This is a genomic window from Microbacterium sp. GXF0217 (genome assembly GCF_054798195.1).
Genome location: NZ_JBSJZG010000001.1, coordinates 576004 through 599924 on the forward strand (window position 1 = coordinate 576004; position 23921 = coordinate 599924).

The window sequence follows — 23921 nt, forward strand, 5'->3', positions numbered from 1 at the left end:
TTCTACGCGAGCGGAAGCTCCACGCTCAGCGCGGCCCGCAGCTGCTCCTTCGCGCGCTGGTAACGGCCCCGGGCGGTGGATGCCGGGATGCCGAGCAGCTCGGCCGCATCGGTGAGGCTCAGCCGGTCCCAGTGCACCAGACGCACCAGTTCGGCGAGGTCGGGCTCGAGCCGCCCGATCGCGTCGCGCACCTCGGTTTCGGCATCCGCGGCGGGTGCGGTCGCGTCCGCTCCGACGCTCCCGCGGACACGATCGGCCAGTGCCCAGCGGCGACGCTCGCACGCGCATGGTTCTTCAGCGTGCCGCGGGCGATGCCGAACAGCCGCATCCGCGCCCGTTCAGGATCAGTCGGCAGCTTCTTGGCCCGACGTCAGGCCACGACCATCGTCTCGCCGAGCAGGTCGGGCGCGTCATCGGGGTTCGTCCGGCGGGAGAGATACCAGTCGGAAGACGCCGTCGCCACCCGAGCACCACCCACCATCAGCAGCGCGAGCACACCCGTGACGAGCGCGGTCTTCTTCGCCCGCGGCGGCTGTGGTGCGGCCTGTGCCCGCGCATCGAGCACCAGGACTCGCACCTCTTCCGGCGCGATCGTCCGCGCAGCGGGAGCTGCGGCATCCAGCAGCTCGTCCAGCTGATCCCTGGTCATGAGTTCCTCCTCCTCGGTCGCTTCACTCATGACATGTCCGGCACCGGGCGTTTCGTCCGCGCGGCGTTCAGATCGCCCAGGGAAGGTCGTGGATCGTGCCGAGCGCCTCCAGCAACACGGACTCGACGGACAGCTGACCTGCGCCCTGCTCCGCCCACACCCGCAGCGCGGAGAGCACGGCTGCCGCGTGCGCGGCTCCCAGGATGTCCGCCCTGATCACATCGATGCCCGATGCCTTCGCGGACTCCGAGACCGCTGAAGCCAACTGCGCAAGGCGCAGACCAGTATCGCCGACGAGCTCGTCATCGAGCCCCATCACGGCCGAGTTGCGCAGCGCCAGCGCGAGAGGATCCGGGGCGAAGTCGTGAACGATCCGGAGCAGGATGCCGCGCACGGCGTCGCCATCGGCATCCGCTCCGAGCGCACGGAGAGCGGTGACGGCCTGATCGATGCGCTCATCGATCCCTGACCAGAGCACGTCGCTCTTCGACGAGAAGTAGTTGAAGAAGCTCGAGCGGCTCACGCCGGCACGACGTGTGATGTCGGCGACCGATGTCGCCTCGTACCCCCGCTCGAGGAACAGTTCGCAGGCCGCCTCGGCCAGGGTCTCCCGAGACGACGCGCGGGGGCGCCCTGCACGGCTGTCGGTGGTCATCCCTTCACCGTACCGCGTGCCGACCCGCGCCTCCGCGTGCGATCGGGCGTATTGTTGGACCGCATCCAACAACAGATGAAGGACGAGCATGCTCGATATCCAGATCGCCGGACTCGACCCCGAGTTCGTTCCCTATCTCGATGGCTGGGACCTGCAGAGGCGCATCCATGCCGATGTCGTGTCCGGAGCCCGCCCCGACACGCTCATCCTGCTCGAGCACGAGGCCGTGTACACCGCCGGGAAGCGCACCGAGCCCCAGGAGCGCCCGCAGGACGGCACGCCGGTGGTCGACGTCGACCGCGGCGGCAAGATCACGTGGCACGGCCCAGGTCAGCTGGTCGGTTACCCGATCGTGCGCCTGCCGGAGCCGATGGATGTCGTGGCGCACGTGCGACGACTCGAACGTCTCCTCATCGACGTGTTGCGCCCGATCGGGGTCGACGGCTACCAGGTCGAGGGCCGCAGCGGCGTCTGGGTGCGACGGCCCCTTCGCGAGGACAAGGTCGCCGCGATCGGCGTGCGCGTCCAGCAGGGCGTCACGATGCACGGCTTCGCGATCAACTGCGACAACACGCTGGCGGGCTTCCGCGGCATCATCCCGTGCGGGATCACGGACGCCGGCGTCACGACCGTCAGCGAGGTGACCGGTGCGGACGTCTCCCCCGTCGACATCGCGGCCGGGGTCGCCGAAGCGTTCACGGCCGAGTACGCGGGGGTGACGGCATGAGCGCGGCCGCCCCCGATGGACGCAAGCTCCTGCGTCTGGAGATCCGCAATGCCGAGACGCCGATCGAGCGCAAGCCGGAGTGGATCAAGACGAAGGCGAAGCTGGGGCCCGAGTACCAGGCGCTGCACGCCCTCGTGAAGGACGAGGGCCTGCACACGGTCTGCCAGGAGGCCGGCTGCCCCAACATCTTCGAATGCTGGGAGGACAAGGAGGCGACGTTCCTGATCGGCGGATCGCAGTGCACGCGCCGCTGCGACTTCTGCCAGATCGACACCGGCAAGCCGGATGCGTACGACACGGATGAGCCCCGCCGCGTCGCGGAAAGCGTTCAGCAGATGGGTCTGCGCTACGCGACCGTCACGAGTGTGGCGCGTGATGATCTGCCGGACACGGGTGCATGGCTGAACGCCGAGACCGTGCGGAAGATCCATGAGCTCAACCCGAGAACGGGCGTCGAGCTGCTCGCGAACGAGCACAACGCCGACCCCGCTTTCCTCGGTCAGATCTTCGACGCACGCCCCGAGGTGTTCGCGCACAACGTCGAGACCGTGCCTCGGATCTTCAAGCGGATCCGTCCCGCGTTCAAATACGAGCGCTCGCTGAACGTGCTCACGCAGGGCCGGGATGCCGGACTCATCACGAAGTCCAACCTGATCCTGGGCATGGGCGAGGAGCCGGAGGAGGTCGTTCAGGCGCTGCAGGATCTCCACGACGCCGGGTGCGACATCATCACCATCACGCAGTACCTGCGGCCGACGCCGCGGCACCTGCCGGTGGCGCGCTGGGTGAAGCCTGCGGAGTTCGTCGAGTTCAAGGAGGAGGCCGAGCGCATCGGATTCCTCGGCGTGCTGGCCGGGCCTCTGGTCCGCTCGTCGTATCGGGCTGGACGCCTGTGGGCGCAGTCGATGGTGTCGAAGGGGCGGGAGATCCCGCCGCACCTCGCGCACATCGCGGAGAGCGCCGACCTGGGCTTCGCCCAGGCGGTGTGAGCCCGAGGCTAGTCCGCGCTCATCACCGACTGGACGGTGCCGTCGGACGACAGGTTCACCAGCAGCACGTCGTCGGTGTCGTCGGCATCCAGGGCGTACTCGAGAACCGCGAACGGCTCCGAACCGCCGTGCTCGTCGGCCAGGATCGTCATGCTCATGAGTCGCAGCGAACGGATGATGTCGACGGCGGCGTCGCCCGAGACATCCACCAGGACGTCCGTGAGCTCCTCACCGTAGGCCTCCTGCTGCTGCAGGATGTACTCGGTCACCTCGCTGGTGCGATCGTCCACTTCGGCGAGCATGCCGCGGCGGGCCGTGGCGTCGACGTCCTCGAGACCGGAGATGAGGGCGGCGGCGATGTCGAGCGCGTCAGGCGAGACGTCATCCTGGTCCGGCGCCGTGAGGTCGACGGTGACCGACTGGTCGCCCAGATCGACGGTCTCCGACCAGAAGATCGATCCGTCGGGGCCTGAGGACAGGAGCCCGAAGTAGTCGTGTTCGATCGCCATACCGCTATGAAACCAGTCCCCGCGCGCTGGCGGTAGTCCCGATCATTGCCCGACCAGCGCCTGGACGAAGGCGTGCGGGGTGAAGCCGGTGAGGTCGTCGATGCCCTCGCCCTGACCGAGCAGTTTGACAGGGATACCGGTGCGCTCCTGCACGGCGAGCACGAACCCCGCTTTGGCCGATCCGTCGAGCTTCGTGATGACGAGTCCGGTGACCCCGGCGTGCTGCAGGAACGACTCGGCCTGCATCACGCCGTTCTGTCCGGTGGTCGCGTCGAGCACGAGCAGCACCTCGCTGATCGGCGCCTGCTTCTCGACCACCCGGCGGATCTTGCCGAGCTCGTCCATCAGCCCGCCCTTGGTGTGCAGCCGCCCAGCTGTGTCGATGATCGCGATCTCGACCCCCTGGTTCTTCGCGTACTCGACCGTCTGGAACGCGACGGATGCCGGGTCCTGACCCTCCTGCTGCGGACGGACGATCGCGGCGCCGGCGCGCTGCGCCCAGGTCGCGAGCTGGTCGACGGCCGCGGCGCGGAAGGTGTCCGCCGCGCCGACGACGACGCTGCGCTCGTAGCGGCGCAGGAACTTGGTGAACTTGCCGATCGTGGTCGTCTTGCCGACGCCGTTCACCCCGACGACGAGCACGACAGCGGGGCGCTCGGTGAGCTTGAGGGTCGTGTCGAACTTGGCGAAGTGCTCCTCGAGCGTCTCGCGCAGCATCCGCTGCAGGTCCTTCGGGTCGGTGGTGCGGTACTTCTCCACCTTCCCCTGAAGCTCGTCGACGACGCGCTCGGTGATGTCGGGGCCGAAGTCGGCGGTGATCAGAGCGGTCTCGAGGTCCTCCCACGTCGTCTCATCGATCGTGGGCTTGACGAACATGCCACGCAGTGCGCGACCGAGGGACCAGGACTTCTCCGCCATGCGTCCAGCCTACGGCCACGCTACGATCGCGAGATGCAGACAGCGCTCAGCCGGCTCCACATCCACGGCGGAGGTCGGCAGGGCGCATCGGCTTGGCCATCGCAGGCGGATGCCGCCGGCGAGTTCGTCAGCTTCGGAACGGCGAGCATCGACGAACAGGTCCGTCTGCTCGGTGAGCGCCCCAGCGGCGCACTCGTCTTCGCGCACTCGATCGGTGCCGTCCCTGCGGTGCTCGCCGCTGCCGCGATGCGTCCGTCCGGTCTCGTCCTGGTCGAACCAGCGCTGTACGACATCGCCCGCGCGCATCCCGAGATCGAACGTCACATCGGGATCGTCACGGAGGCACGGGCGCAGGCGGATGCCGGCAACCTGCGCGGATTCTGGGCGATCCTGCGTCCCCTCATGTTCGGCGGCCCGTTCGATGAGGCCCGGTGGGAGGACGAGCATCCGATCGCCGAACGATGGGCGGCGACGAACCTGCCCTGGGGGCACGGCGTACGCGCGGACATGCTCGACGGCATCCCGACCCTGGTGGTGACGGGCGGGTGGAACGACGAGTACGAGGTGATCGCGGCTGTGCTCGCGGGCCGCGGAGCGGGACACGTCGTCCTACCGGGGGCTCAGCACCGCCCGCAGGATCTCGAAGGATTCGCGGACGTCGTCGCCGAGTTCGAGGCTGTATTGCCGTAGGAGGGTCAGCTCGCGGCCGCGGCGCGGTCTCCGACGCGCTGACCGACGACCGCCGAGACGCCGTCCTGGCGCATCGAGACTCCGTACAGGGCGTCGGCGATCTCCATCGTGCGCTTCTGGTGCGTGATGACCAGCAGCTGGGAGCTCTCGCGCAGCTGCTCGAACACGGTCAGCAGGCGACCGAGGTTGGCATCGTCGAGCGCCGCCTCCACCTCATCGAGGATGTAAAACGGGCTGGGTCGCGCTTTGAAGATCGCGACGAGCAGCGCGACCGCGGCGAGCGAGCGCTCCCCGCCGGACAGCAGCGACAGGCGCTCGATCTTCTTGCCGACCGGCCGCACCGCGACCTCGATGCCCGTGGTGAGCATGTTCTCCGGGTCGGTGAGCGAGATGCTTCCGGCGCCACCGGGGAACAGCAGCGGAAAGACCTCAGTGAACGCCTGGCGAGTGTCCTCGAACGCGCTCGCGAAGATCGTCTGCATCCGCTCGTCGAGATCCGCGATGATCGTCAGCAGATCCTGCCGTGTCTTCGTGAGGTCGGCGAGCTGCTCGGTGAGGAAGGCGTGCCGCTGTTCGAGCGCGGCGAACTCCTCCAGCGCCAACGGGTTGACGCGCCCGAGCTGGCCGAGCTTACGCTCCGCCTCCCGCAGCCGGCGCTCCTGGACACGCCGATCGTACGGCACCCCGGCGGGCTCGGTGAGCGCGTCATCGGCGTCATCCGCCCGCTCCCCCGTGTCGTGCGGCACCCACTGATCCGGGCCATATTCCGCAACGAGAATATCTTCGTCGAGGGCGAGTTCGCTGGCCACTCTCTCGAGCAGACTGGACAGATGCAGCTTCTTCTCGTGGATCTGCAGTTCGAGCCCGTGGACGCTCTCGGTGAGGCCGGCGAGCCGGTCGCGGAGCACGTTCTCCTGGGTGCGCAGGGCCGTGAGCTCCTCATTCTGCGCGGATCGCGCGGCCTCGGCCTCGCCCAGCGCCAACCGCGCCTCGGCCACGGAGCGGTCCAGCGAATCGAGGATCCGCGGCAGCTCTTCTGCGACACCGGACGCGGCCTCGCGCTGCGCGCGTCGGATCACGGCGCGACGAGCGGCCTCGGCTGCCGCATCCCGTTCCTGCTCGCGCTGGCGCTCGAGCGAGGCGACACGCGCCTGGGCCGCGCGGACGCGCTCGCGGAGCGTCTCGATCTCGAGGCGGGCCGTGACCTCTCCTTCGCGCGCCGCTTCGAGCGCCTCCAGCAGGCCGTCGCGCGCTGAGGCGTCCAGCACGGGGCGCGGCGCCGACTCGGCGGCCTCGACCTCGGCCTTGGCCGATGCCGCGTTGGTCTCGGCATCCGCGACGGCGGCCTGCGCCTGGGCGAGCCCTGTCTCCAGGCGCTCGCACTCGGCGACAGCCGATTCGTGCTGCACGGTCACCCGGTTGACCTGCTCGGCGTAGCCGGCCAGCGCTGCATCGTGCTCGCGAAGGGCGCGCAGCGCCTCCTTGGCGTGGCGACGCGCGTTCTCGACGCGCTCGGTCGCATCCTCGCGCGCGTCGCGCAGCGAATCCACGATCACCCGCACCTCGTCCAGGCGCTCCGCGGCCGAATCGCGCTCCGCGGCCAGTTCCAGACGCGAGCGCTCCGATCCGGAACCCGAGCGGAGCGTGTGGGCGGTGAGCACCTCGCCCGCTGTCGTCACGACCGTCGTCGTCGTGTCGGACAGCGCATCCAGGGCGGCGCGCGCCGCGCGCGCGCCGACGAGATCCTCGGCGATCAGCACATGCGCCAGGATGCCGAGCACGCCATCGGGCGCGGTGACGACGTCGACCGCCGGGGTGACGCCGTCGATGCGGACATCGCTCGTCGGCCGAGCGGCATCGGCGATCACGAAGTCGACCACGCCGCGGTCCGCCGCCTCGATCAGGGCGATCGCGTCGTCGAGCCTGTCGACGAGCACGCCCTCAGCGAGAGAGCCGAGCACCGCGGCGACGGCGGCCTCGAAGCCGGCGCGCACCTGCACAGCGTCGCCGACCAGGCCGCGGACGCCGTGGGCTCCTGCCTTCACGATCTCCGCAGCGCCCCCGGACAACGACAGCGCGCTCGTCAGGGCCGCCGTCTTGGCGGTGAGCGAATCGACCTCGCGCTCGGCCGCGTGCAGCCGCTCGCGCAGACCATCGCGCTCGGTCTCGGCGGCGGTCGCCTCGGCCTGCGCCGCATCGTACGCGGCCGCATGCTCCGCGGCGGTGCCCTCAGGCGCCTCGGCCTCCTCGATCGCGTCCAGCGCCTCGGCCGCTTCGCGGCGGCGCGTGTGCGCGGCTTCCAGCGCGTTCTCCTGGCGCAGAACCGCACCGCGGACGGCGGCGAGAGCGGAGGCCGCGGCCTCAGCGTTGCCCCGCAGCGCCGTCACCCGCATGTCGTACTCGGACACGAGCGCGCTCTGCTCGGCGATGTCCACGTCAAGCGTGTCGAGTTCTGCCCGTGCCTGCATCACTTCGCGACTCGCGGTGACCGCGGCATCCTGGGCATCGCCCAGACCCTCCGAGATCCGAGTGATCTCGTCCTTCGCCTCGTCGATCGTCGACTGCGTGACCGTGACCGCCGTCACTGCGGCGTCGTCCTCCTCCGAGCCGAGCAGCGCGAGTCGCTGGTTCGCGAGCGTGTACAGGCCGCGCATGCGCTCCTGGACCTGCTCGAGACCGAACGCCACACCGCGCGCGGCATCCACCGCCGCGGAGTTCTGATCGGCTTCGAGTCGTGCGATCTCCGCCCTGACCTGATCGGCCTGATCGCTCAGTACGAGCCGCTCGGTGTGGCGTTCCTGCTCTGTCCTGGTGTGGTCGGCCAGCGCGGTTCGCAGCGCGACGACGTCGTCGGCGAAGATGCGCGCCTTCGCGTCCCGCACCACGGCGGCGATCGTCTGCGCCTCGCGCGCGATCTCGGCCTGGCGGCCCAGGGGCTTGAGCTGTCGCCGGATCTCCCCCGCCAGATCGCTCAGGCGCGTGAGGTTGGTCTCCATCGCGTCGAGCTTGCGGAGCGTCTTCTCCTTGCGACGACGGTGCTTCAGGATGCCGGCTGCTTCTTCGATGAATCCGCGACGGTCCTCCGGCGAGGCCTGCAGCACCGTGTCCAGACGTCCCTGTCCGACGATCACGTGCATCTCGCGCCCGAGGCCGGAGTCGCTCAGCAGCTCCTGCACATCCAGCAGACGGCAACTGGATCCGTTGATCGCGTACTCGCTCGAGCCGTTGCGGAACAGCGTGCGACTGATCGTCACCTCGGCGTACTCGATGGGCAGCGCACCGTCGCCGTTGTCGATCGTCAGCTGCACCTCGGCGCGGCCGAGCGGCCCGCGCGTCGACGTGCCGGCGAAGATGACGTCCTCCATCTTCCCGCCGCGAAGGGTCTTGGCCCCCTGCTCGCCCATGACCCACGCGAGTGCATCGACGACGTTCGACTTGCCCGATCCGTTCGGACCGACGATGCAGGTGACCCCCGGTTCGAACACGAACGTGGTCGGTTGCGCGAACGACTTGAAGCCCTTGAGCGTCAGGCTCTTCAGATGCATGCGCGCACCACTCGTCCGGGGAGAATCACGGCCGCTACGCTACCGGAATTCCGCGGCAGAACCGGCATCCCACACGGTACGAGGACGGATCGGCCGAATGGCGACACGCCGTGTTCCTGGGAGAATGCTTGACGCGCTCCGGCCCGTTCGCTACGGTTGCAATCCGGAACGCCACTCGGAAGGAGGTTACCGATCATGATTCAGCTCATCGCACAGGCCAATGGCCTCGATATGCGCGCCGCCACGGCGCCGCGTCCAGCGCATTCGGTAACCGCGTTTTCCGGCTTCCGCAGCGCGCTCTCGTAGAACCGCAGCCTGAGATCGTGGGCCCATTCCGGGTCCTGCTCCGCCGCATTCCGCGCGCCACGTCCCTCTGACATTCCCGTCACGGCCGTCCTCTCTCTCCGCCGTATTCGGCCGGCAGCCTTCGCGGCCGGTCGCCTTCGGCCTCCCTCGCCCACCGCGCGGCCCCGGGTCGTTCCGGCGGCCCGGTGCCGCTTTCGGGCAACGTCCACCATCACCATCACCATCACTGGAGTTCACTGTGACCATCGCGCAGCTGCATCGCAGCACCGCACACCCGCCCTGTCCCGAGGGTCGCGAAATCCTCGAGATTCCCGTCCCGGTCGACCGCTCGGAGCTCGCTCTGGCCGATCGTCTCTCTCTGCGGATCGGCCTCTGGCTGCTTCTGCGGACGCAACGCCGCCGGCCCGTGCCGGCCGACGTGGACGTGCCGTCGTTCTTCCCCGGCGCTCCGAACCTGAGCCAGAGCGAGGCCCTCGCCCTGATCGCGTTCGATCTGCACCACCAGATACGCTGACCGAGGAGCCGACATGAGCATTCCGCTCACCGAAACCGCCACTCTGCACCCGCTCGTGCTTCCGGCACGGGCGGGTGCAGCCCCGACTCCCCTCGTGGGCGAGTACGCGGACCTGCGCAACGCCACCGTCCGCGAGAGCACAGGCCGAGACGACGACGTCCTCGAGGCCGAAGGGCTGCTCCCCGCGCTCTTCAGCACGCCCGATCGCTCGCGCCGCCAGTGGTATGTCGCCTCGGAGGGTCGGATGCTCGGGTGCGCCGCCCTGGACATCTCGCAGGATGACGCGGGCGAAACCGCTCTGGTCGGCATGGCGGTGCTCCGCGAGGCGGAGGGCCGCGGCATCGGGCGCGCCCTGTACGCGCATGTCGAGGCCGTCGCCCGCGACGCCGGAGTGCACAGGCTCCTGCACTGGGAAGCGCACCACGACGACGGATCTGATGCCGAGCGGCTTGCATCGCCGACCGGTTTCGGGACCGTTCCCGCCGACCGCTCCGCGCGTTTCCTCATCCGCAACGGGTTCCATCTCGAACAGGTGGAGCGCGCCAGCGAGTACCTCTGGACCGGCGACAGCATCGATCGGTTGAGTGCGCTCCGCGATGATGCCGCCGCGCACGCCTCCGATTACCGGATCGTTCGCTGGATGCTTCCCACACCCGCCGAGCACGTCGACGGGTACGCGTGGATGAAGTCCCGCATGTCCACCGATGCTCCGGATGCCGGACTCGGCCAGCCCGAGGAGATCTGGGACGCTGCCCGCGTTGCGCGACAGGATGAGCGAATCGCGCAGAAGGGCTGGTCCTGGCAGGTGACGGCCGCGCAGCGCATCGGCACCGGCCAGCTCTGCGCGTTCAACGAACTGACGATCGGACCGGATCCCTCCGCCGTCACTCACCAGTACGACACTCTCGTGCTGGCCGAGCATCGGGGGCACCGTCTGGGCATGCTCGTGAAGACCGCCGGCCTCATCGCCTGGCATGCGCAGCACCCGGCATCCGCCCGGGTGATCACCTACAACGCGGAAGAGAATCGGCCGATGCTCTCGATCAACGAGAAGATCGGCTTCACCGCCTTCACGTACGAAGGCGCGTGGCGGAAGGACCTGTCATGAACCACACGATCGTCATCGAAGAGCTCGCGCTGCCCGCGAGCCCGGATGCCGACGACGCCGGAGACTTCCTCGCGATGCTCGAACTGAACAACGCCGTCTGCGCGAACGACGCCGGTACCGACGACCTCGCCCAGTCGGCCGCCGAGCTGCTGTCCGGGCTGCGGGACACCGCTGATCAGATCCAACGCATCTTCGTGGTGCGCGAGCACGGCGCGATCGTCGGCAGCGTCAGCGTCGGGCATGCGACGGCCGAGCCGACGAGCACCCAGTTCGACCTGATGGTGCTCCCGGCGCACTGGGGCTGCGGGATCGAAGATGCTCTGCTCGCGCGCGCCGAGGAGGAGACCAGAGCGCTCGGCCGCAAGGTCATGCAGACCTGGACGCTACATCCGGGGCGCACCGACGGCCCGACGGTGACGCCGGCGACCGGGTGGGGCGTCGTCGCCGACACGCCGCTGTCCCGCCTGCTCCGAGACGCCGGCCACACACTCGAGCAGGTGGAGCGCAACAGCGCGTTCGATCTGACGGGAGCGATGGATGACGTGCGTCGACGCCGTGACGAGTCGCTCGCCGCGGCGGGCGACGACTACCGCCTCGTGGAGTGGACCATCCCGACGCCGGACCCGCACATCGACGGATACGCCTGGGCACTCTCCCGGATGTCGACGGACGTCCCCTCCGGGGCACTCGCCATCGACGAGGAGACGTGGGATGCCGAGCGGGTGCGTCGGCGCGAAGCGCAGCTGATCGAGGGCGGCCAGACCCTGTCGGTCTCCGCCGCCCAGCACGTGCCGTCCGGCCGGCTCGCCGCCTTCAACGAACTGGTGATCGGCGAGGACCGCACCGAGGTCACGCACAACTTCTGCACCCTCGTGCTGCGCGAGCACCGCGGCCATCGCCTGGGAATGCTCGTGAAGTGCGCGAATCTGCTGCGCTGGCGCGAGATCGCCCCCGGGTCGCCTCGCGTGTCGACGTTCAACGCCGAGGAGAACCGTCCGATGCTCGACATCAACGAGCAGATCGGTTTCACCCCGGTGTCGTACGCCGGCGCGTGGCAGAAGAGACTCGACTGATCGCGCGGGTCGGCTCGGATCATCCGCAAGGATGATCCGAGCCGACCCATCTGCATCGCTGGGCCGATGCCCGCCGTGCGCTGTCCGACGAGGCTGGAAGCATGAACGCTCCCGTCCTCACCGCCACTGCCCTGCAGAAGTCCTTCGGTCCCACCCGCGCTCTCGCCGGCGTCGATCTCGCCATCGCTCGCGGCGAGTCCGTCGCGATCATGGGTGCGTCCGGCTCGGGCAAGACGACCCTGCTGCACGTGCTCGCCGGCATCACGGCTCCGGATGCCGGCCACGTGACGTTCGCCCCCGCATCCGGCGCGTCCCTCGAGGTCACCGCGCTCGGCGAATCCGAGCGTTCCCGATTGCGACGCGAAGCCTTCGGGTTTGTGTTCCAGCAGGGGCTGCTGCTCCCGGAGCTCACGGCGATCGAGAACGTCGCGATCGCACTGATGATCACCGGCACGCCGCGCCGAGCCGCCGAAGAGCATGCCGCGGGATGGCTGGCCTCGCTGGGCCTCGGCGGGATGGAGCAGCGTCGCATCGGAGAACTGTCCGGTGGCCAGGCGCAGCGTGTCGCGATCGCCCGTGCGCAGGTGACGGGCGCGCAGATCGTCTTCGCCGACGAACCGACCGGCGCTCTGGACTCGCACACCTCTTCCGAGGTGATGGACGCGCTGCTGTGGTCGACGACCGGTCAGGGGCGAACGCTCGTGGTCGTCACCCACGACGCGCATGTCGCCCAGCGCTGCTCCCGGATCGTGCACGTGCGCGATGGCCGCGTGATCCCCACGGAGGTGGCCGCATGAATCCCCGCGTACTCGCCCTGCTGCTTCGGCCGACGCGCGGCAGCGGCGCCGTCATCGCGCTGCCCGTCGTGGCCTTCGGCATCGTGACGGCGCTCGTGCTCACCGTCGTCGGCGGTGCGCAGACGTTCTGGACCTGGACCGATCCGGACGGCCTCGTCTACCAAGGACTCGCGGCGATCGCCCTCGTGCTGCTCGTCGTCCCGCTGGCCGGTCTCGGTGGCGCGGCCGCTCGGCTGTCTGCCCGCCGTCGCGACGAACGGCTGTCGACGCTGCGACTGCTGGGCGTCTCGCCCACCGGGGTCGTCACGGCGACCGTGCTGGAGTCGGTCCTCGTCGCCGCTGTCGGGGCGGCTGCCGGCGTGCTCGTGTACCTGGCGCTCTCCCCGGCGATCGGGCTGATCCCGTTCCGTGGAGAGCCGCTCGGGTGGGCCGGCGTCCTGCTGCCTGTCTGGATCATCGCTCTCGTCGCGCTCGGCATCCTGCTGCTCGCGGCGATCAGCGCCGTGATCGGGCTGCGCCGTGTCGTCATCTCGCCGCTCGGCGTGCGCATGCGGACCGATGCGCCCCGGATGCACTGGATGCGTGCGGTCGCCGCGGTGCTCGTCCTTGCCGCCGCGTTCCTCGCCATGCAGATCTTCCCGGGGATCGGCGGCATCGTCGTGACGATCCTCGTCGTGGCCGGGCTGTTCGGGGTCGGCCTCGCGGTCCTGAACCTCATCGGCCCCTGGGCGGTCGCGGTCCAGGCGCGACGCCAGCTGCGCCGAGCCGATCGTCCGGAGCGCCTGCTGTCGGCGCGCCTCGTTCTCGAGTCGCCGAAGGCGGCGTGGCGCCAGATCAGCGGTGTGAGCATGGCGAGCTTCATGGCGGTGTTCGCCGGAACCGGTGTCGCCGTAATGGACACCATGAGCGCCTCGTCGGACCCCGCCACCCTCGCGCTGATGGTCGACATTCGGACCGGCCTGATCATCACGCTGGTCGGATCGTTCCTCATGGTCGCCGCGGCGGTCGGAGTCAATCAGGCGGCCGAGATCCTGGATCAGCGCGAACTGCACCGGAGTCTGCATCACCTCGGGATGCCGCTGCATACCCTCGACACCGCGCGCGTCCGCGCGGTCATGTCGCCCCTGCTGCTGACCACGATCGGCGCCGCTCTGTGCGCCGCGGTGCTGATCTTCCCGCTGCTCGGAATCGCGCTGATCATCGCCCCGATCTCGGTGGTGACGATGGTGGTCGTGATCGCGGCTGGTATCGCGTTGGTGTGGGCCTCGACGCGCGCGACGCGTCCGATCCTCGCTCGGAGCTTCGTCGAGGCGTGAGCGCCGTCGCCCGTGGTGTCAGGCGGCCGTCTTCCGGCGCTGGCACCGCGGGCAGTAGTGGCTGGAGCGGTTCATGAAGCCCTCCCGCCGGATCTCGCCACCGCACCGCTGGCACGGTTCGCCTCCGCGTCCATAGGCGTTCAGCGAGTGCGCGAAGTAGCCGGCCTGTCCGTTGACGTTCACGTACTGCGCATCGAAGCTCGTGCCGCCCTCGGCCAGCGCCTTCTCGAGCACCAGTCGCACTTCGCCCAGCAATCGGCGAACGGCCGGCACGGACAGCGCGCGCCCCTCCGTCTCGGGGTGGATGCGCGCGGCCCACAGCGATTCATCGGCATAGATGTTGCCGATGCCGCTGACCACGGTCTGATCCAGCAGGATGCGCTTGATCGCGCTCGAGCGACGACGAACGGCGACGATGAAGGCCGCCTCGTCGAACAGCGAGTCCAGTGGATCGCGTGCGATGTGACGCACCTGGGTGGGGACGAGATCATCGCGGTCGGCGACGAGCGCATCGACGGCGAGGGAACCGAAAGTGCGCTGATCCGCGAACACCACCGCGAGGTCGCCGTGGTGCGGGTGGTGGATACCGAGGCGGATGCGCTCGTGGCGCTCGGGCGCGGCATCCGGAGAGCGGAGCAGCATCTGCCCGCTCATGCCGAGGTGTGCGGTCAGAGCGCGGTCCGCATCGGCCAGCGGCATCCAAAGGAACTTGCCGCGTCGCGAAGCCCCGGCGAGCGTGGCGCCTTCGAGCTGGCCGGCGAAGTCGGCCGCCCCGGCGGGATGCCGCGTGAGCGCTCGCTCGTCGAGCACCGCGACCGAGGTGATCGTCGCGCCGATGACAGCCGGGGCGAGGCCGGCACGGACGACCTCGACCTCTGGCAGCTCAGGCACGGTCGCTGAGCACCCGCCACGCAGTGAGCGCCGCGGCCATCTCTGCGGTCTTCTTGCTCGTGCCGTCGCCCGTGGTGGTCACGTCGCCCACGACCACGGTCGCGGTGAAGCGACGATCGTGATCGGGTCCATCCGACTGCACCGAGTACAGCGGCGGGGGCGACCCCACCCGGGCGGCCAGCTCCTGCAGACTCGTCTTGGGATCCATGGCGGCACCGTAGCGCTCCGGGTCGGCGAGAAGCGGCTCGACGAGACGCAGGACGAGCTCGGTCGCGGCATCCGCTCCGGCGGAGAGATACGTCGCGCCGATCAGCGCTTCGGTCGTGTCCGCGAGGATCGAGTCCTTGTCGCGACCACCGGTCTGCTCCTCGCCGCGGCCGAGCAGGATGAACTCTCCAAGCCCGATCCCACGGGCGACCTCGGCCAGCGCGACGGTCGAGACCACGCTCGCACGTCGCTTGGCGAGCTGCCCCTCGTTCAGGTCGGGATGCGTGGTGAACAGCATCACGGTCACGGCCTGACCGAGCACCGAGTCGCCGAGGAACTCCAGGCGCTCGTTGTGCGGGATGCCGCCGTGCTCGTACGCGTAGGAGCGGTGGGTCAGCGCCAACGCCAGAAGCTCAGGGTCGATATCGACCCTGAGCTTGGCGATGAGAGGCGTTGTCCCACCGGGGACATCCGTCACGATCGTGAGACCGTGATTCAGACGTCTGCGACCTTGCGGCCCTTGTACTCGAGGAACAGCTCGGTGCCCTGCGAGTCGGTGACGACCTTCGCCTGGTGCGGACGGCTGTAGACGGTCTGGCCGTTCTCAACGGTCTTGACGAGCGCGATGGGCGCCGCCTTCCACTGCGCGCGACGCGAGCGGGTGTTGGAACGGGAAACCTTGCGCTTCGGGGGGTTACCGGCCATGGCTAACTCTCTTCTGTGTTCTCGGGCGCGCGGTTGTCTTCCGCGCTCCCCTGGTCTGCGATCTGTTGGAGCGCACTCCATCGAGGATCGATGGGAGCGGCAGTCTCTGCCCCGGTGCTCTCGGCCAGTCGCTCACCCGTGATCGGGTCAAGACCCGGGCAATCCGGCTGACACACCGGCTGAAATGGAAGCGACAGAACCGCCGCATCCCTGACCAGAGTTTCAAGATCCACGTGGTCGTCTTGAACCTCGAAGTCAGTTTCTTCCTCACCAGGATACGCGAAAAGCTCCTGGAACTCGACTTCGACAGGCGCAGAGATGTCTGTGAGGCATCGTCCGCACACTCCGACGTATGTTCCGTCCGCCGTTCCGGACACGAGGATGCCCTCGTGAACGGACTCCAGGCGGACGTCCAGCTCGAGTTCGGAGCCCGAGGGCAGCGACACGATGCCCTCGCCCCACTGCTCGCGCAGCTTCACGGCGAAGGCATGCTCGCGCATCTCGCCCGGGCGCCGGACGATGTCGCGGACGGGCAGCACGAAGGGACCGTTCAGTCGGGATCTCACGCTTCGAGTCTACCGGCTCAGATGTCGCGCGCTCCGGTGTCGAGGAACTCGGCGACCGCCGGCGGGACGAAGGGCGAGACATCGCCGCCGAGACTCGCGACCTGACGCACCAGAGAACTCGACACGAGCGCGTGCGACGGATCGGGAAGCAGGAACACCGTCTCGATGTCGGCGAGGTGCCGGTTCACGATCGCCATGGGCGTCTCGTAGGCGACATCGATCTGCGACCGGATGCCCTTGACGAGCACGCCGGCGCCGACGTCGCGCGCGTAGTCGACGAGCAGGCCCATGCTCCAGGCGCCCACCACGATGTCGCCGGGCATGCCGTCGTCCTCGATCGAGCGCTCCAGCAGGCTCAGCCGCTGCGCGATCGGGAGCATCGCCTCCTTGCCCGGGTTGTGCACCACGAGCACGTGCACTTCGTCGTACAGTTTCGCCGCACGACGGATCACGTCGAGATGACCATGAGTCGGCGGGTCGAACGACCCGGGAACGACGGCGATCCGACTGCTCACTTCGTCTCCTTCGATCGCTCAGTACGACGCATGCCACCCAGCCTATGGCACGGCCGGTGCGTCAGTTCTTCGCCAGCGCCGCGCGATCCTCGGCGCTGACACGGCGTCCGATGGCCGCTTGCAGTCCCGGATGCCGATCCAGCAGAGGATCCGAATCCAGGATGTCTTCGGCCAGGCCGCGCGCTCTCGCGATCAGAGCGGTGTCCTTCACGACGCGCAGCAGCTTGAGGGACGAGCGGATGCCCGATTGCGTCGATCCGAGCACATCCCCTTCCCCGCGCAGCTCGAGATCGACCTCGGCGAGGGCGAAGCCGTCCAGCGTCGCGGCCACCGCCTCCACCCGATCGCGCGCGAGCGTGCCCTCCTCGGCCTCGGTCACGAGCAGGCACAGTCCGGGGACGCCGCCACGACCGACGCGCCCGCGCAGCTGGTGCAGCTGGGAGACGCCGAACCGATCGGCGTCGAGGATGATCATGGTCGACGCGTTCGGCACGTCGACGCCGACCTCGATCACGGTCGTCGCGATGAGCACGTCGATCTCGCCTCGGGCGAACGACTGCATCACGGCATCTTTCTCGTCCGCCGGCATGCGGCCGTGCAGGACGGCGCGACGCAGCCCGGCGATCCGCGGATGCGTCGAGAGCGCCTCGTCCAGCTGCACGACGCCCCACCGCGGCCCTGAGGCGCCCTCCGGCGACGGCGGCTGGTCGCCGACCTCTGCCGTCTTCGCGGCGGTATCGATCGCCGCGCACACGACGAAGACCTGGCGCCCCTGCGCGACCTCTTCCGCAGCGCGCTCGAACACCCTGGCGAACCATCCAGGGTGCTCCGCGAGCGGCGCCACGAACGTCTCGATGCCCGCTCTGCCGGCCGGCATTGTCCGGATGACGGACGTGTCGAGGTCCCCGAAGACGGTCATCGCGACGGTGCGCGGAATCGGGGTCGCGGTCAGCACAAGTGCATGCGGGCTCGAGCCCTTCGCGCGCAGCGCCTCGCGTTGCTCAACGCCGAACCGGTGCTGCTCATCGACCACGACGAGACCCAGGTCGGCGAACGTCGTCTTCTCCCCCAGCAGCGCGTGCGTGCCGACGACGATCAGGGCCTGCCCGCTCGCCACGCGCAGCGCGGCTCTGCGTCGGTCGGGTGCGGACATCTGCCCGGTCAGCAGCGTCGGCATGACGAGCGGAGCGAGTTCGGGCCCCAGCATCTTGGTGATCGAGCGCAGATGCTGGCCAGCCAGCACCTCGGTCGGCGCGATCAGGGCGGACTGACCACCGGATTCGGCGACCTGCAGCATTGCGCGCAGTGCCACGAGCGTCTTGCCGGAGCCGACCTCGCCCTGCACGAGCCGGTTCATCGGCCAGTCGCCGACGAGATCGGTCGCCACCTGAGCGCCGACCGTCTGCTGATCGGCGGTCAGCTCGTACGGCAGCGCTGCGTCGAACCGCTCGAGCAGGCCGCCCGATGCCGCCGGTCGTCGCGTGGCACTGAGCATCCGCACGAACGCTCGCTGCTGCAGCAGTGCCGTCTGCAGCACGATCGCCTCGTGCATCCGCAGGGTGCGCACAGCCGGATCGATGTCGTTCTTCGTCTCTGGGCGATGGATCTGCAGGAGCGCGGTTCGCGCATCGAGCAGCCCCTCCGCCGCGCGGACATCCGCGGGCAGCGGATCGGGGATGTCTGTGAGCTCGGGCAGCACCCGCTCCATGTGCTTCTGCAGGGTCATGCTGGCGACCGTGGCGGTTGCCGGGTAGATGGGGATCGGCCTAGTCGAGCGGATGTCGGCGCGCTTGCGCGCCTCGAGCTCGTCGTCGAACAGCTCGTAGTCCGGATGCGCGAGCTGCATGGTCTCGCGGTAGAAGCCCACCTTGCCGGAGAAGATGCCCCGGCGCCCCTGCTCGAGCTGTCCCTTGCGCCAATCGGCCTGCTGCTTGTTCTTCGCGAAGAACGTCAGGTTGACCTGACCGACCCCGTCGCTGATGGTCACCTCGACCATCGCACCGGAACGGTTGCGCATCACGCGGACGCTGGACGAGACGATCTGCGCGACGATCGTCACCATCTCGCCAGGCGGCAGTTCGAGGATCGGCGTGAGCTCGCCGGGGTCGGCGTATCTGCGCGGGTAGTGCGAGACGAGATCCCCGACCGTCACCATGCCGAAGGCGCGCTCCAGCGGCTTCGCCGCCTTGTCGCCGAGCGCCAGCGTCAGGGGCGCGTCGAGACTCAAGGACATGGCATCGAGTCTAGAAGGGGCCGCGGACGCCGCGTGTCATAGGGTGAACGGGTGACGAGGATCATCGCGGGAGACGCAGGCGGGATGCGGCTCACCGTCCCCGCCGCGGGAACCCGGCCCACGAGCGATCGCGTGCGCGAATCGCTGTTCGGCGCCCTGGAGGCCGCCGACGCGATCGTCGGTGCCCGTGTGCTCGACCTGTACGCCGGCTCAGGCGCACTGGGTCTCGAAGCGCTCAGTCGCGGCGCGGCATCCGTCGACCTCGTCGAGCTCTCGAAGGCCGCGGCCGTCGTCGTGCGGCGCAACGCCCAAGCGGTGTCGCGCGCGACCGGTCGCGCGGCGCAGGTGCACCATCTCGGGGTGCACGCGTACCTTCTGCGCGCGACCGGGCCGTTCGACCTGGTGTTCTCCGACCCGCCCTACGACATGGACGATGCGGCGATGACCGCGGACCTCGTGGCTCTCGCCCCGTTGCTCTCCGACGATGCGCTCGTCGTCATCGAGCGTGCGAAGCGCTCCACGCCGCCTTCGCTCGACGCCGCAGGTCTCGAAGAGGTCCGCACGAAGGTCTACGGCGACACCGCCCTGTGGTGGGCTCAGCCCGCCGCGGAATCCCAGTCCCGGTAGGGGTCCCAGCCTGCGACGTCCGCCGGCGCGCCGTCGCACAGCACTCCGTGGTTGCCGCGCTCGCGCACGACGCCGATCACCCGGAACCCCGGTGCGAGCCGATCCGGCGGGAACGTCGCCAGCAGCGCGTGGTCCTCGCCGCCGGCGAGAGCGCGCATCGGGTCGGCACCGAGCTGATCGCGCTGCAGATCGAGCGTGACCGTCGACGCATCCGCCATGCGTCCGGCATCCAGAGCGAGCCCGTCCGAGATGTCCATCATCGCCGTCGCCCCCGCGACCGCGGCCACCGCCCCCAGCCCGATCGGCGGGCGAGGACGCAGCTGTGCGGCGACGGCATCCGTCTCGCCTTCCGCCAGAAGCGTCCGGTCGACCGGAGTCGGGGTGTCTCCGTCGCGGAAACGGCCGAACAGCACAGCAAGGCCGTGGGCGGCGTGGCCCAGCTCACCGGCAACCGCGACCACGTCGCCGGGCCGAGCCCCCGCGCGCGTGACCGCAGCGCGCCCCTCCAGGTCGCCCAGCGCCGTCACCGCGACCGTGAGGACATCGGAGGTGGTCAGGTCTCCCCCGACGACGGCACAGCCGGGAGCGAGCGCCTCACAGGCGTCTCTGAGACCGTCGGCGAGGCGTTCGACGAACGACAGCCGCAGGTCGCGCGGTGCGGCCAGTGCCACCAGCAGCGCCGTCGGACGAGCGCCCATCGCCGCGACATCCGCCAGATTCACGGCCGCCGCCTTCCACCCGAGGTCGTATCCGCTCGACCACGCGAGCCGGAAGTCCGGACCGTGCACGAGAGTGTCGGTCGTGGCGACGACGGATCCGCTCGGAGCCGCGATCACCGCCGCGTCGTCACCGGGCCCGATCAGCGTGTGGCCCGCCGGCGGTGTGCGCGTCAGAATGGCCCGCAGGATCTGCCCTTCGGAGAGTTCGGAAAGGCGCGGATCATCGTCGGCTGAACGGGAGGGCATGCTGACAAAGGTAGCCTGGAAGCATGCGTTCCCGTCTCGCCGCCGCCGCTGTTCTGCTCCTCGGAACGGCCCTCCTCGGCGGGTGCGCACCCACCGTCCACCTGGAACCGGCGGCCGACGCGAACAACCCGCTGTGCGCCGACGTCATCGTCAGTCTGCAGAACACCCAGACCCTCGCCGGCCAGGACCGACGCTGGACGGACGCGCAGGCCACGGCTGCCTGGGGCGAGGAGACCTCGGCGATCCTGCTCACGTGCGGGCTGGAGAAGCCCGCGCCGACCGCCGACCTGCAGTGCGTCACGCTGGAGGGCGTCGACTGGCTCGTCGACGCGTCGGAGACCCCGTACGTCCGCCTGACGACCTACGGCCGCGAGCCCGCGGTCCAGATGTACATCGACACGACAGCGGTCAGTTCGAACGACGTGATCAGCAACCGCGGAGTCGTCGGCGCGATTACATCGATTCCGGCCGACAGTCAGTGCACCACTCCGGATCAGCTCCCGGACGACTACGAAGCGGATGCCGGGAACTGACGCGTCTCAGTCCTGCAGACCCGCTTCGATGAGCTCGGTGATCAGCTCGCCGTAGCTGAGCCCCGAAGCGATCCAGCACTTGGGGAACATCGAGATCGGAGTGAACCCCGGCATGGTGTTCAGCTCGTTCACGATGAGCTCGCCCTCCGCCGTGACGAAGAAGTCCACCCGCGCCAGGCCCTTGCCGTCGACGGCTTCGAAGGCGCGGACTGCGGCGTCCTGCAGCTGCGCGATCACGGCATCGTCGATGTGCGCGGGGCAGACGATCTCGACGCCGTCGCCGCCCAGGTACTTCCCCTCGAAGTCGTAGAAGCTGCGCGAGGTGAGAACAACCTCACCGGGGAGCGATGCCCGCGCACGGTCCCCGTTGCGGCCTGCCAGAACGCCGACCTCGATCTCGCGGCCTTCGACCCGCGCCTCCACCAGGACCTTGTCGTCCTCGTGGAAGGCGAGCTCGAGTGCCGCGTCCAGTCCCTCCCCGTCGTCGACGCGCGACACCCCGACGCTCGAGCCCGCGCTGGCCGGCTTCACGAAGACCACAGACCCCAGCGCATCGATCTGCGCGCGGATCGACTCGGGATCCGCTGCCCACTGGGCGCGTCGCACCGTGATCCCCGGCGACACGGCGATCCCGGCCGCCGTGAGGGCGAGCTTGGTGAAGTGCTTGTCCAGGCACACCGCGGAGTCCAGGATGCCGCACCCGGCGTACGGCACGTCGAGGACGTCGAAGAAGCCCTGGATCGCGCCGTCCTCGCCGTGAAGTCCGTGCAGCAGCGGCAGCACGACGTCGATCTCACCGAGAGCTGCGACCTCGCCGTCCGCGTGCACGACGCGCAGCGTGCGGTCGCCGTTCGGCTCCGGCCAGCGCACGCGCGTGCCGTTGTCGACGACTTCGGGAAGCTTCTCGGCATCCAGCGCGAACTTGGCCGGCTCGTCCTCCTCGAGCACGAACGCCCCCTCGCGCGTGATCCCGACCGGAATCACGTCGAAACGGTCACGGTCGATCGCGTTCAGCACTCCGCCCGCCGTCGCGGAGCTGATCGAGTGCTCGCTGGAACGCCCTCCGAAGAGCACCGCCACCGTCTGCTTTGCCATGATTGGTCCTCTCCCCTTGAGGGGTGTCGTCGTCGGTCGTCAGGTGAGGCGCGATGTCGCGCGGGTTCATGGTGCCGTCGAGCACCATCTTCACCTGCTGAACGATGGGCATGTCCACGTCGGCCTCGTGCGCGAGCTGCAGGATCGGCGCCACCGAGGCGAGACCCTCAGCGGTCTGCTGCATCTGCGTCACGACGTCCTGGAAGCCGTAGCCCTGTCCGAGCAGACGGCCGGCGGTGTTGTTGCGGCTCAGGGGCGACTGGCACGTGGCGATCAGGTCGCCGAGCCCCGCGAGACCCTGCAGCGTCTCCGGCTGCGCGCCGTAGGCGACGGCGAAATCCGTCATCTCCACGAGACCGCGCGTGATGATCGACGCCTTGGTGTTCTCGCCGTACCCCACACCGTCGACGATGCCGATCGCGACCGCGATGAGGTTCTTCAGCACGCCGCCGAACTCGGTGCCGATCACATCCGTGTTGACGAACGTGCGGAAGTACGCGTTGCGCGCGGCGCGCGCGACGATCTCGGCGGTCTCCTGGCTGGTCGACGAGATCACGGCCGCTGTGGGCTGCTCCCGAGCGATCTCGAGCGCGAGGTTCGGTCCGGATGCCACGGCGATGCGCGCGGGGTCGCACTCCAGCTCGTGCTCGATGACCTGGCTCATGCGCTGTCCGGTGCCGCGCTCGACGCCCTTCATCAGACTGATGATCGGCGCCGAGCTGTTCTCCACCAGCGGCCGCAGCGTCTTCAGGTTCTCGCGCAGCGTCTGGCTGGGGACCGAGAGATAGATCTGATCCGCCCCGTCGAGCGCCTTCGCCAGATCATGTGTGGCGTTGATCGTGCGCGGCAGGTTGATGCCGGGGAGGTAGCGCGAGTTGCGCTTCGCCTCGGCGATCTCGAGAGCGAGTTCCGGACGGCGTGCCCACATGGTCACCGCCGCACCGCCGTCGGCGAGGATCTTCCCGAACGTCGTGCCCCAGCTGCCGGCGCCGACGACGACGACCCTGGGTCCCGTTGCGGCGGGTGTGCGTCTAGGAGTCAAGGCGACCGGTCTCCTTCTGGCCGTGGTCCGTGGGATTCCAACGCTGCGTCGGAGCCTTCTCGTTCCTGACCTGCTCGAGCAACGAGGTGATCGCGTCCATGAGCCGGTTGGTCGCCTCGTTCAGGGCCGTCTGATCGCCGGCGCGCCCCTTCAGATCCGACAGATCGATCGGGTCGCCGATCATGACCTGCACCGGCTTGCGCGGCGGCCACAGCTTCAGGCCCTTCTGATAGCGGCCCATGATCTCCTGAGTGCCCCACTGGGCCATCGGAATGAGCGGGATGTCGCCGGCCAGCGCGAGGCGCACGGCACCGGACTTGCCGCGCATCGGCCAGAGCTCAGGGTCGCGCGTGAGGGTTCCCTCGGGGTAGACGATGACACCCCGCCCGTGCTCGACCAGTTCCTGGGCCTGCACCATGGTCTGCTTGGCTGCGGCCGCGGAGGCGGCCCTAGCGACCGGAATCATGCCGGTCGCGCGCAGCGCGGCGCCGACAACCGGCACGCGGAAGAGGCTTTCCTTGGCCATGAAACGGGGGGCTCGCCCGATGCGCCAGACCGCGACCGCGACGATCAGCGGATCGAACTCCGAATAGTGATTCGGCGCGAGGACGAACGCGCCGTCCTTCGGGAGCTTCTCCTTGCCGACGAAGGTCATCTTCGACAGGTAGGAGACGAACGGGAGGACGATGGCCGCGAGCAGCCACCACAGGCTCGGGCGGGACTTCTCGGGTGACCGGGAGCCCATG

26 protein-coding genes are annotated in these 23921 nt (G+C 69.2%); 10 read left to right on the forward strand and 16 right to left on the reverse strand.

The genetic code is table 11. The features are described 5' to 3' along the window. Positions 1-2: 2 nt before the first annotated feature. The 3 genes from ACWAT3_RS02915 to ACWAT3_RS02925 form a co-directional block, all read right to left on the reverse strand. Complete coding sequence (locus ACWAT3_RS02915) at positions 3-191, reverse strand: RNA polymerase sigma factor (protein WP_460795718.1); 189 nt, start codon at positions 189-191, stop codon at positions 3-5. 179 nt (positions 192-370) lie between these two features. Further along, positions 371-649 (reverse strand): hypothetical protein, encoded by a 279-nt coding sequence (locus ACWAT3_RS02920; protein WP_460795719.1) that lies wholly within the window; start codon positions 647-649, stop codon positions 371-373. A 67-nt stretch (positions 650-716) separates the two neighbouring features. Then, positions 717-1304, reverse strand: a complete 588-nt coding sequence (locus tag ACWAT3_RS02925; protein ID WP_460795720.1) for a TetR/AcrR family transcriptional regulator — start codon at positions 1302-1304, stop codon at positions 717-719. An 88-nt stretch (positions 1305-1392) separates the two neighbouring features. Between ACWAT3_RS02925 and lipB the strand changes: the two genes are divergently transcribed. Next, positions 1393-2031 (forward strand): lipoyl(octanoyl) transferase LipB, encoded by a 639-nt coding sequence (gene lipB, locus ACWAT3_RS02930; protein WP_460795721.1) that lies wholly within the window; start codon positions 1393-1395, stop codon positions 2029-2031. Beyond that, positions 2028-3020 (forward strand): lipoyl synthase, encoded by a 993-nt coding sequence (lipA, locus tag ACWAT3_RS02935; protein WP_460795723.1) that lies wholly within the window; start codon positions 2028-2030, stop codon positions 3018-3020. The genes lipB and lipA overlap by 4 nt, the downstream gene beginning before the upstream one ends. 8 nt (positions 3021-3028) lie before the next feature. Here the strand turns inward: lipA and ACWAT3_RS02940 are convergent, their stop codons facing one another. Together ACWAT3_RS02940 and ftsY are read right to left on the reverse strand one after the other, a co-directional pair. Continuing rightward, complete coding sequence (locus ACWAT3_RS02940) at positions 3029-3529, reverse strand: DUF2004 domain-containing protein (protein WP_460795725.1); 501 nt, start codon at positions 3527-3529, stop codon at positions 3029-3031. Positions 3530-3571: 42 nt separating this feature from the next. After that, positions 3572-4447: a signal recognition particle-docking protein FtsY gene (gene ftsY, locus ACWAT3_RS02945; protein ID WP_460795726.1), complete on the reverse strand. Its 876-nt coding sequence runs from the start codon at positions 4445-4447 to the stop codon at positions 3572-3574. A gap of 33 nt (positions 4448-4480) precedes the next feature. Here ftsY and ACWAT3_RS02950 point away from each other — a divergent pair, with 33 nt between their 5' ends. After that, a complete protein-coding gene (locus ACWAT3_RS02950) occupies positions 4481-5137 on the forward strand; it encodes a hypothetical protein (RefSeq protein WP_460795728.1) in 657 nt (218 codons plus the stop codon). Between the two features lie 5 nt (positions 5138-5142). Here the strand turns inward: ACWAT3_RS02950 and smc are convergent, their stop codons facing one another. Continuing rightward, the gene (gene smc / locus ACWAT3_RS02955; RefSeq protein WP_460795729.1) at positions 5143-8682 is read right to left on the reverse strand and encodes a chromosome segregation protein SMC; all 3540 of its coding nucleotides are present in this window, start codon (positions 8680-8682) and stop codon (positions 5143-5145) included. A 544-nt stretch (positions 8683-9226) separates the two neighbouring features. Between smc and ACWAT3_RS02960 the strand changes: the two genes are divergently transcribed. From ACWAT3_RS02960 to ACWAT3_RS02980, 5 genes are all read left to right on the forward strand, one after another. Next, the gene (locus tag ACWAT3_RS02960) at positions 9227-9502 is read left to right on the forward strand and encodes a hypothetical protein (RefSeq protein WP_460795731.1); all 276 of its coding nucleotides are present in this window, start codon (positions 9227-9229) and stop codon (positions 9500-9502) included. Positions 9503-9515: 13 nt separating this feature from the next. Then, a complete protein-coding gene (locus ACWAT3_RS02965) occupies positions 9516-10610 on the forward strand; it encodes a GNAT family N-acetyltransferase (RefSeq protein ID WP_460795733.1) in 1095 nt (364 codons plus the stop codon). Further along, the gene (locus ACWAT3_RS02970; protein WP_460795734.1) at positions 10607-11683 is read left to right on the forward strand and encodes a GNAT family N-acetyltransferase; all 1077 of its coding nucleotides are present in this window, start codon (positions 10607-10609) and stop codon (positions 11681-11683) included. Before ACWAT3_RS02965 ends, ACWAT3_RS02970 begins: the two co-directional genes overlap by 4 nt. A gap of 101 nt (positions 11684-11784) precedes the next feature. After that, entirely contained in the window at positions 11785-12480 is a 696-nt protein-coding gene (locus ACWAT3_RS02975) for an ABC transporter ATP-binding protein (RefSeq protein ID WP_460795736.1), read from the forward strand. Then, complete coding sequence (locus tag ACWAT3_RS02980) at positions 12477-13796, forward strand: FtsX-like permease family protein (RefSeq protein WP_460795738.1); 1320 nt, start codon at positions 12477-12479, stop codon at positions 13794-13796. Before ACWAT3_RS02975 ends, ACWAT3_RS02980 begins: the two co-directional genes overlap by 4 nt. An 18-nt stretch (positions 13797-13814) precedes the next feature. Here the strand turns inward: ACWAT3_RS02980 and mutM are convergent, their stop codons facing one another. The 6 genes from mutM to ACWAT3_RS03010 form a co-directional block, all read right to left on the reverse strand. Then, on the reverse strand, positions 13815-14687 hold the full coding sequence (mutM, locus tag ACWAT3_RS02985) for a bifunctional DNA-formamidopyrimidine glycosylase/DNA-(apurinic or apyrimidinic site) lyase (protein WP_460795740.1): 873 nt from the start codon (positions 14685-14687) through the stop codon (positions 13815-13817). After that, a complete protein-coding gene (gene rnc / locus ACWAT3_RS02990) occupies positions 14680-15372 on the reverse strand; it encodes a ribonuclease III (RefSeq protein ID WP_460795742.1) in 693 nt (230 codons plus the stop codon). Before rnc ends, mutM begins: the two co-directional genes overlap by 8 nt. A 17-nt stretch (positions 15373-15389) precedes the next feature. Further along, on the reverse strand, positions 15390-15599 hold the full coding sequence (rpmF, locus tag ACWAT3_RS02995) for a 50S ribosomal protein L32 (protein ID WP_429456420.1): 210 nt from the start codon (positions 15597-15599) through the stop codon (positions 15390-15392). Between the two features lie 2 nt (positions 15600-15601). After that, positions 15602-16099, reverse strand: a complete 498-nt coding sequence (locus ACWAT3_RS03000) for a YceD family protein (protein ID WP_460795877.1) — start codon at positions 16097-16099, stop codon at positions 15602-15604. Positions 16100-16182: 83 nt separating this feature from the next. Beyond that, complete coding sequence (gene coaD / locus ACWAT3_RS03005; protein WP_460795744.1) at positions 16183-16680, reverse strand: pantetheine-phosphate adenylyltransferase; 498 nt, start codon at positions 16678-16680, stop codon at positions 16183-16185. A 61-nt stretch (positions 16681-16741) separates the two neighbouring features. Then, entirely contained in the window at positions 16742-18913 is a 2172-nt protein-coding gene (locus tag ACWAT3_RS03010) for an ATP-dependent DNA helicase RecG (protein ID WP_460795746.1), read from the reverse strand. 51 nt (positions 18914-18964) lie between these two features. Between ACWAT3_RS03010 and rsmD the strand changes: the two genes are divergently transcribed. Beyond that, the gene (gene rsmD / locus ACWAT3_RS03015; RefSeq protein ID WP_460795748.1) at positions 18965-19540 is read left to right on the forward strand and encodes a 16S rRNA (guanine(966)-N(2))-methyltransferase RsmD; all 576 of its coding nucleotides are present in this window, start codon (positions 18965-18967) and stop codon (positions 19538-19540) included. On the opposite strand, the gene thiL is transcribed toward rsmD, so the two are convergent. Beyond that, a complete protein-coding gene (thiL, locus tag ACWAT3_RS03020; protein WP_460795750.1) occupies positions 19510-20505 on the reverse strand; it encodes a thiamine-phosphate kinase in 996 nt (331 codons plus the stop codon). The two genes, rsmD and thiL, sit on opposite strands and share 31 nt — an antisense overlap. A gap of 23 nt (positions 20506-20528) precedes the next feature. On the opposite strand from thiL, the gene ACWAT3_RS03025 reads away from it, so the two are divergent. Continuing rightward, positions 20529-21038, forward strand: coding sequence for a DUF3515 family protein (locus ACWAT3_RS03025; protein ID WP_460795752.1), 510 nt, complete (start codon positions 20529-20531; stop codon positions 21036-21038). A 6-nt stretch (positions 21039-21044) separates the two neighbouring features. On the opposite strand, the gene ACWAT3_RS03030 is transcribed toward ACWAT3_RS03025, so the two are convergent. The 3 genes from ACWAT3_RS03030 to ACWAT3_RS03040 are packed head-to-tail and all read right to left on the reverse strand — an operon-like array spanning position 21045 to position 23920. Next, entirely contained in the window at positions 21045-22133 is a 1089-nt protein-coding gene (locus ACWAT3_RS03030; RefSeq protein ID WP_460795754.1) for a D-alanine--D-alanine ligase family protein, read from the reverse strand. Continuing rightward, entirely contained in the window at positions 22033-23175 is a 1143-nt protein-coding gene (locus ACWAT3_RS03035; RefSeq protein ID WP_460795755.1) for an NAD(P)H-dependent glycerol-3-phosphate dehydrogenase, read from the reverse strand. The genes ACWAT3_RS03030 and ACWAT3_RS03035 overlap by 101 nt, the downstream gene beginning before the upstream one ends. After that, positions 23165-23920 (reverse strand): lysophospholipid acyltransferase family protein, encoded by a 756-nt coding sequence (locus ACWAT3_RS03040; protein WP_460795757.1) that lies wholly within the window; start codon positions 23918-23920, stop codon positions 23165-23167. Before ACWAT3_RS03040 ends, ACWAT3_RS03035 begins: the two co-directional genes overlap by 11 nt. Between the last annotated feature and the right edge of the window lies 1 nt (position 23921).

Coding starts and splice junctions, on each gene's coding strand:
- ACWAT3_RS02925 (WP_460795720.1), bottom strand. CDS start 1,304: ATGACCACCGACAGCCGTGCAGGGCGCCCCCGCGCGTCGTCTCGGGAG.
- ACWAT3_RS02980 (WP_460795738.1), top strand. CDS start 12,477: ATGAATCCCCGCGTACTCGCCCTGCTGCTTCGGCCGACGCGCGGCAGC.
- ACWAT3_RS03030 (WP_460795754.1), bottom strand. CDS start 22,133: ATGGCAAAGCAGACGGTGGCGGTGCTCTTCGGAGGGCGTTCCAGCGAG.
- ACWAT3_RS03025 (WP_460795752.1), top strand. CDS start 20,529: ATGCGTTCCCGTCTCGCCGCCGCCGCTGTTCTGCTCCTCGGAACGGCC.
- smc (WP_460795729.1), bottom strand. CDS start 8,682: ATGCATCTGAAGAGCCTGACGCTCAAGGGCTTCAAGTCGTTCGCGCAA.
- thiL (WP_460795750.1), bottom strand. CDS start 20,505: ATGCCCTCCCGTTCAGCCGACGATGATCCGCGCCTTTCCGAACTCTCC.
- ACWAT3_RS03000 (WP_460795877.1), bottom strand. CDS start 16,099: ATGCGCGAGCATGCCTTCGCCGTGAAGCTGCGCGAGCAGTGGGGCGAG.
- ACWAT3_RS02920 (WP_460795719.1), bottom strand. CDS start 649: ATGACCAGGGATCAGCTGGACGAGCTGCTGGATGCCGCAGCTCCCGCT.
- ACWAT3_RS02940 (WP_460795725.1), bottom strand. CDS start 3,529: ATGGCGATCGAACACGACTACTTCGGGCTCCTGTCCTCAGGCCCCGAC.
- ACWAT3_RS03040 (WP_460795757.1), bottom strand. CDS start 23,920: ATGGGCTCCCGGTCACCCGAGAAGTCCCGCCCGAGCCTGTGGTGGCTG.
- rpmF (WP_429456420.1), bottom strand. CDS start 15,599: ATGGCCGGTAACCCCCCGAAGCGCAAGGTTTCCCGTTCCAACACCCGC.
- ACWAT3_RS02950 (WP_460795728.1), top strand. CDS start 4,481: ATGCAGACAGCGCTCAGCCGGCTCCACATCCACGGCGGAGGTCGGCAG.
- ftsY (WP_460795726.1), bottom strand. CDS start 4,447: ATGGCGGAGAAGTCCTGGTCCCTCGGTCGCGCACTGCGTGGCATGTTC.
- ACWAT3_RS02965 (WP_460795733.1), top strand. CDS start 9,516: ATGAGCATTCCGCTCACCGAAACCGCCACTCTGCACCCGCTCGTGCTT.
- lipB (WP_460795721.1), top strand. CDS start 1,393: ATGCTCGATATCCAGATCGCCGGACTCGACCCCGAGTTCGTTCCCTAT.
- ACWAT3_RS02975 (WP_460795736.1), top strand. CDS start 11,785: ATGAACGCTCCCGTCCTCACCGCCACTGCCCTGCAGAAGTCCTTCGGT.
- ACWAT3_RS03010 (WP_460795746.1), bottom strand. CDS start 18,913: ATGTCCTTGAGTCTCGACGCGCCCCTGACGCTGGCGCTCGGCGACAAG.
- ACWAT3_RS02970 (WP_460795734.1), top strand. CDS start 10,607: ATGAACCACACGATCGTCATCGAAGAGCTCGCGCTGCCCGCGAGCCCG.
- lipA (WP_460795723.1), top strand. CDS start 2,028: ATGAGCGCGGCCGCCCCCGATGGACGCAAGCTCCTGCGTCTGGAGATC.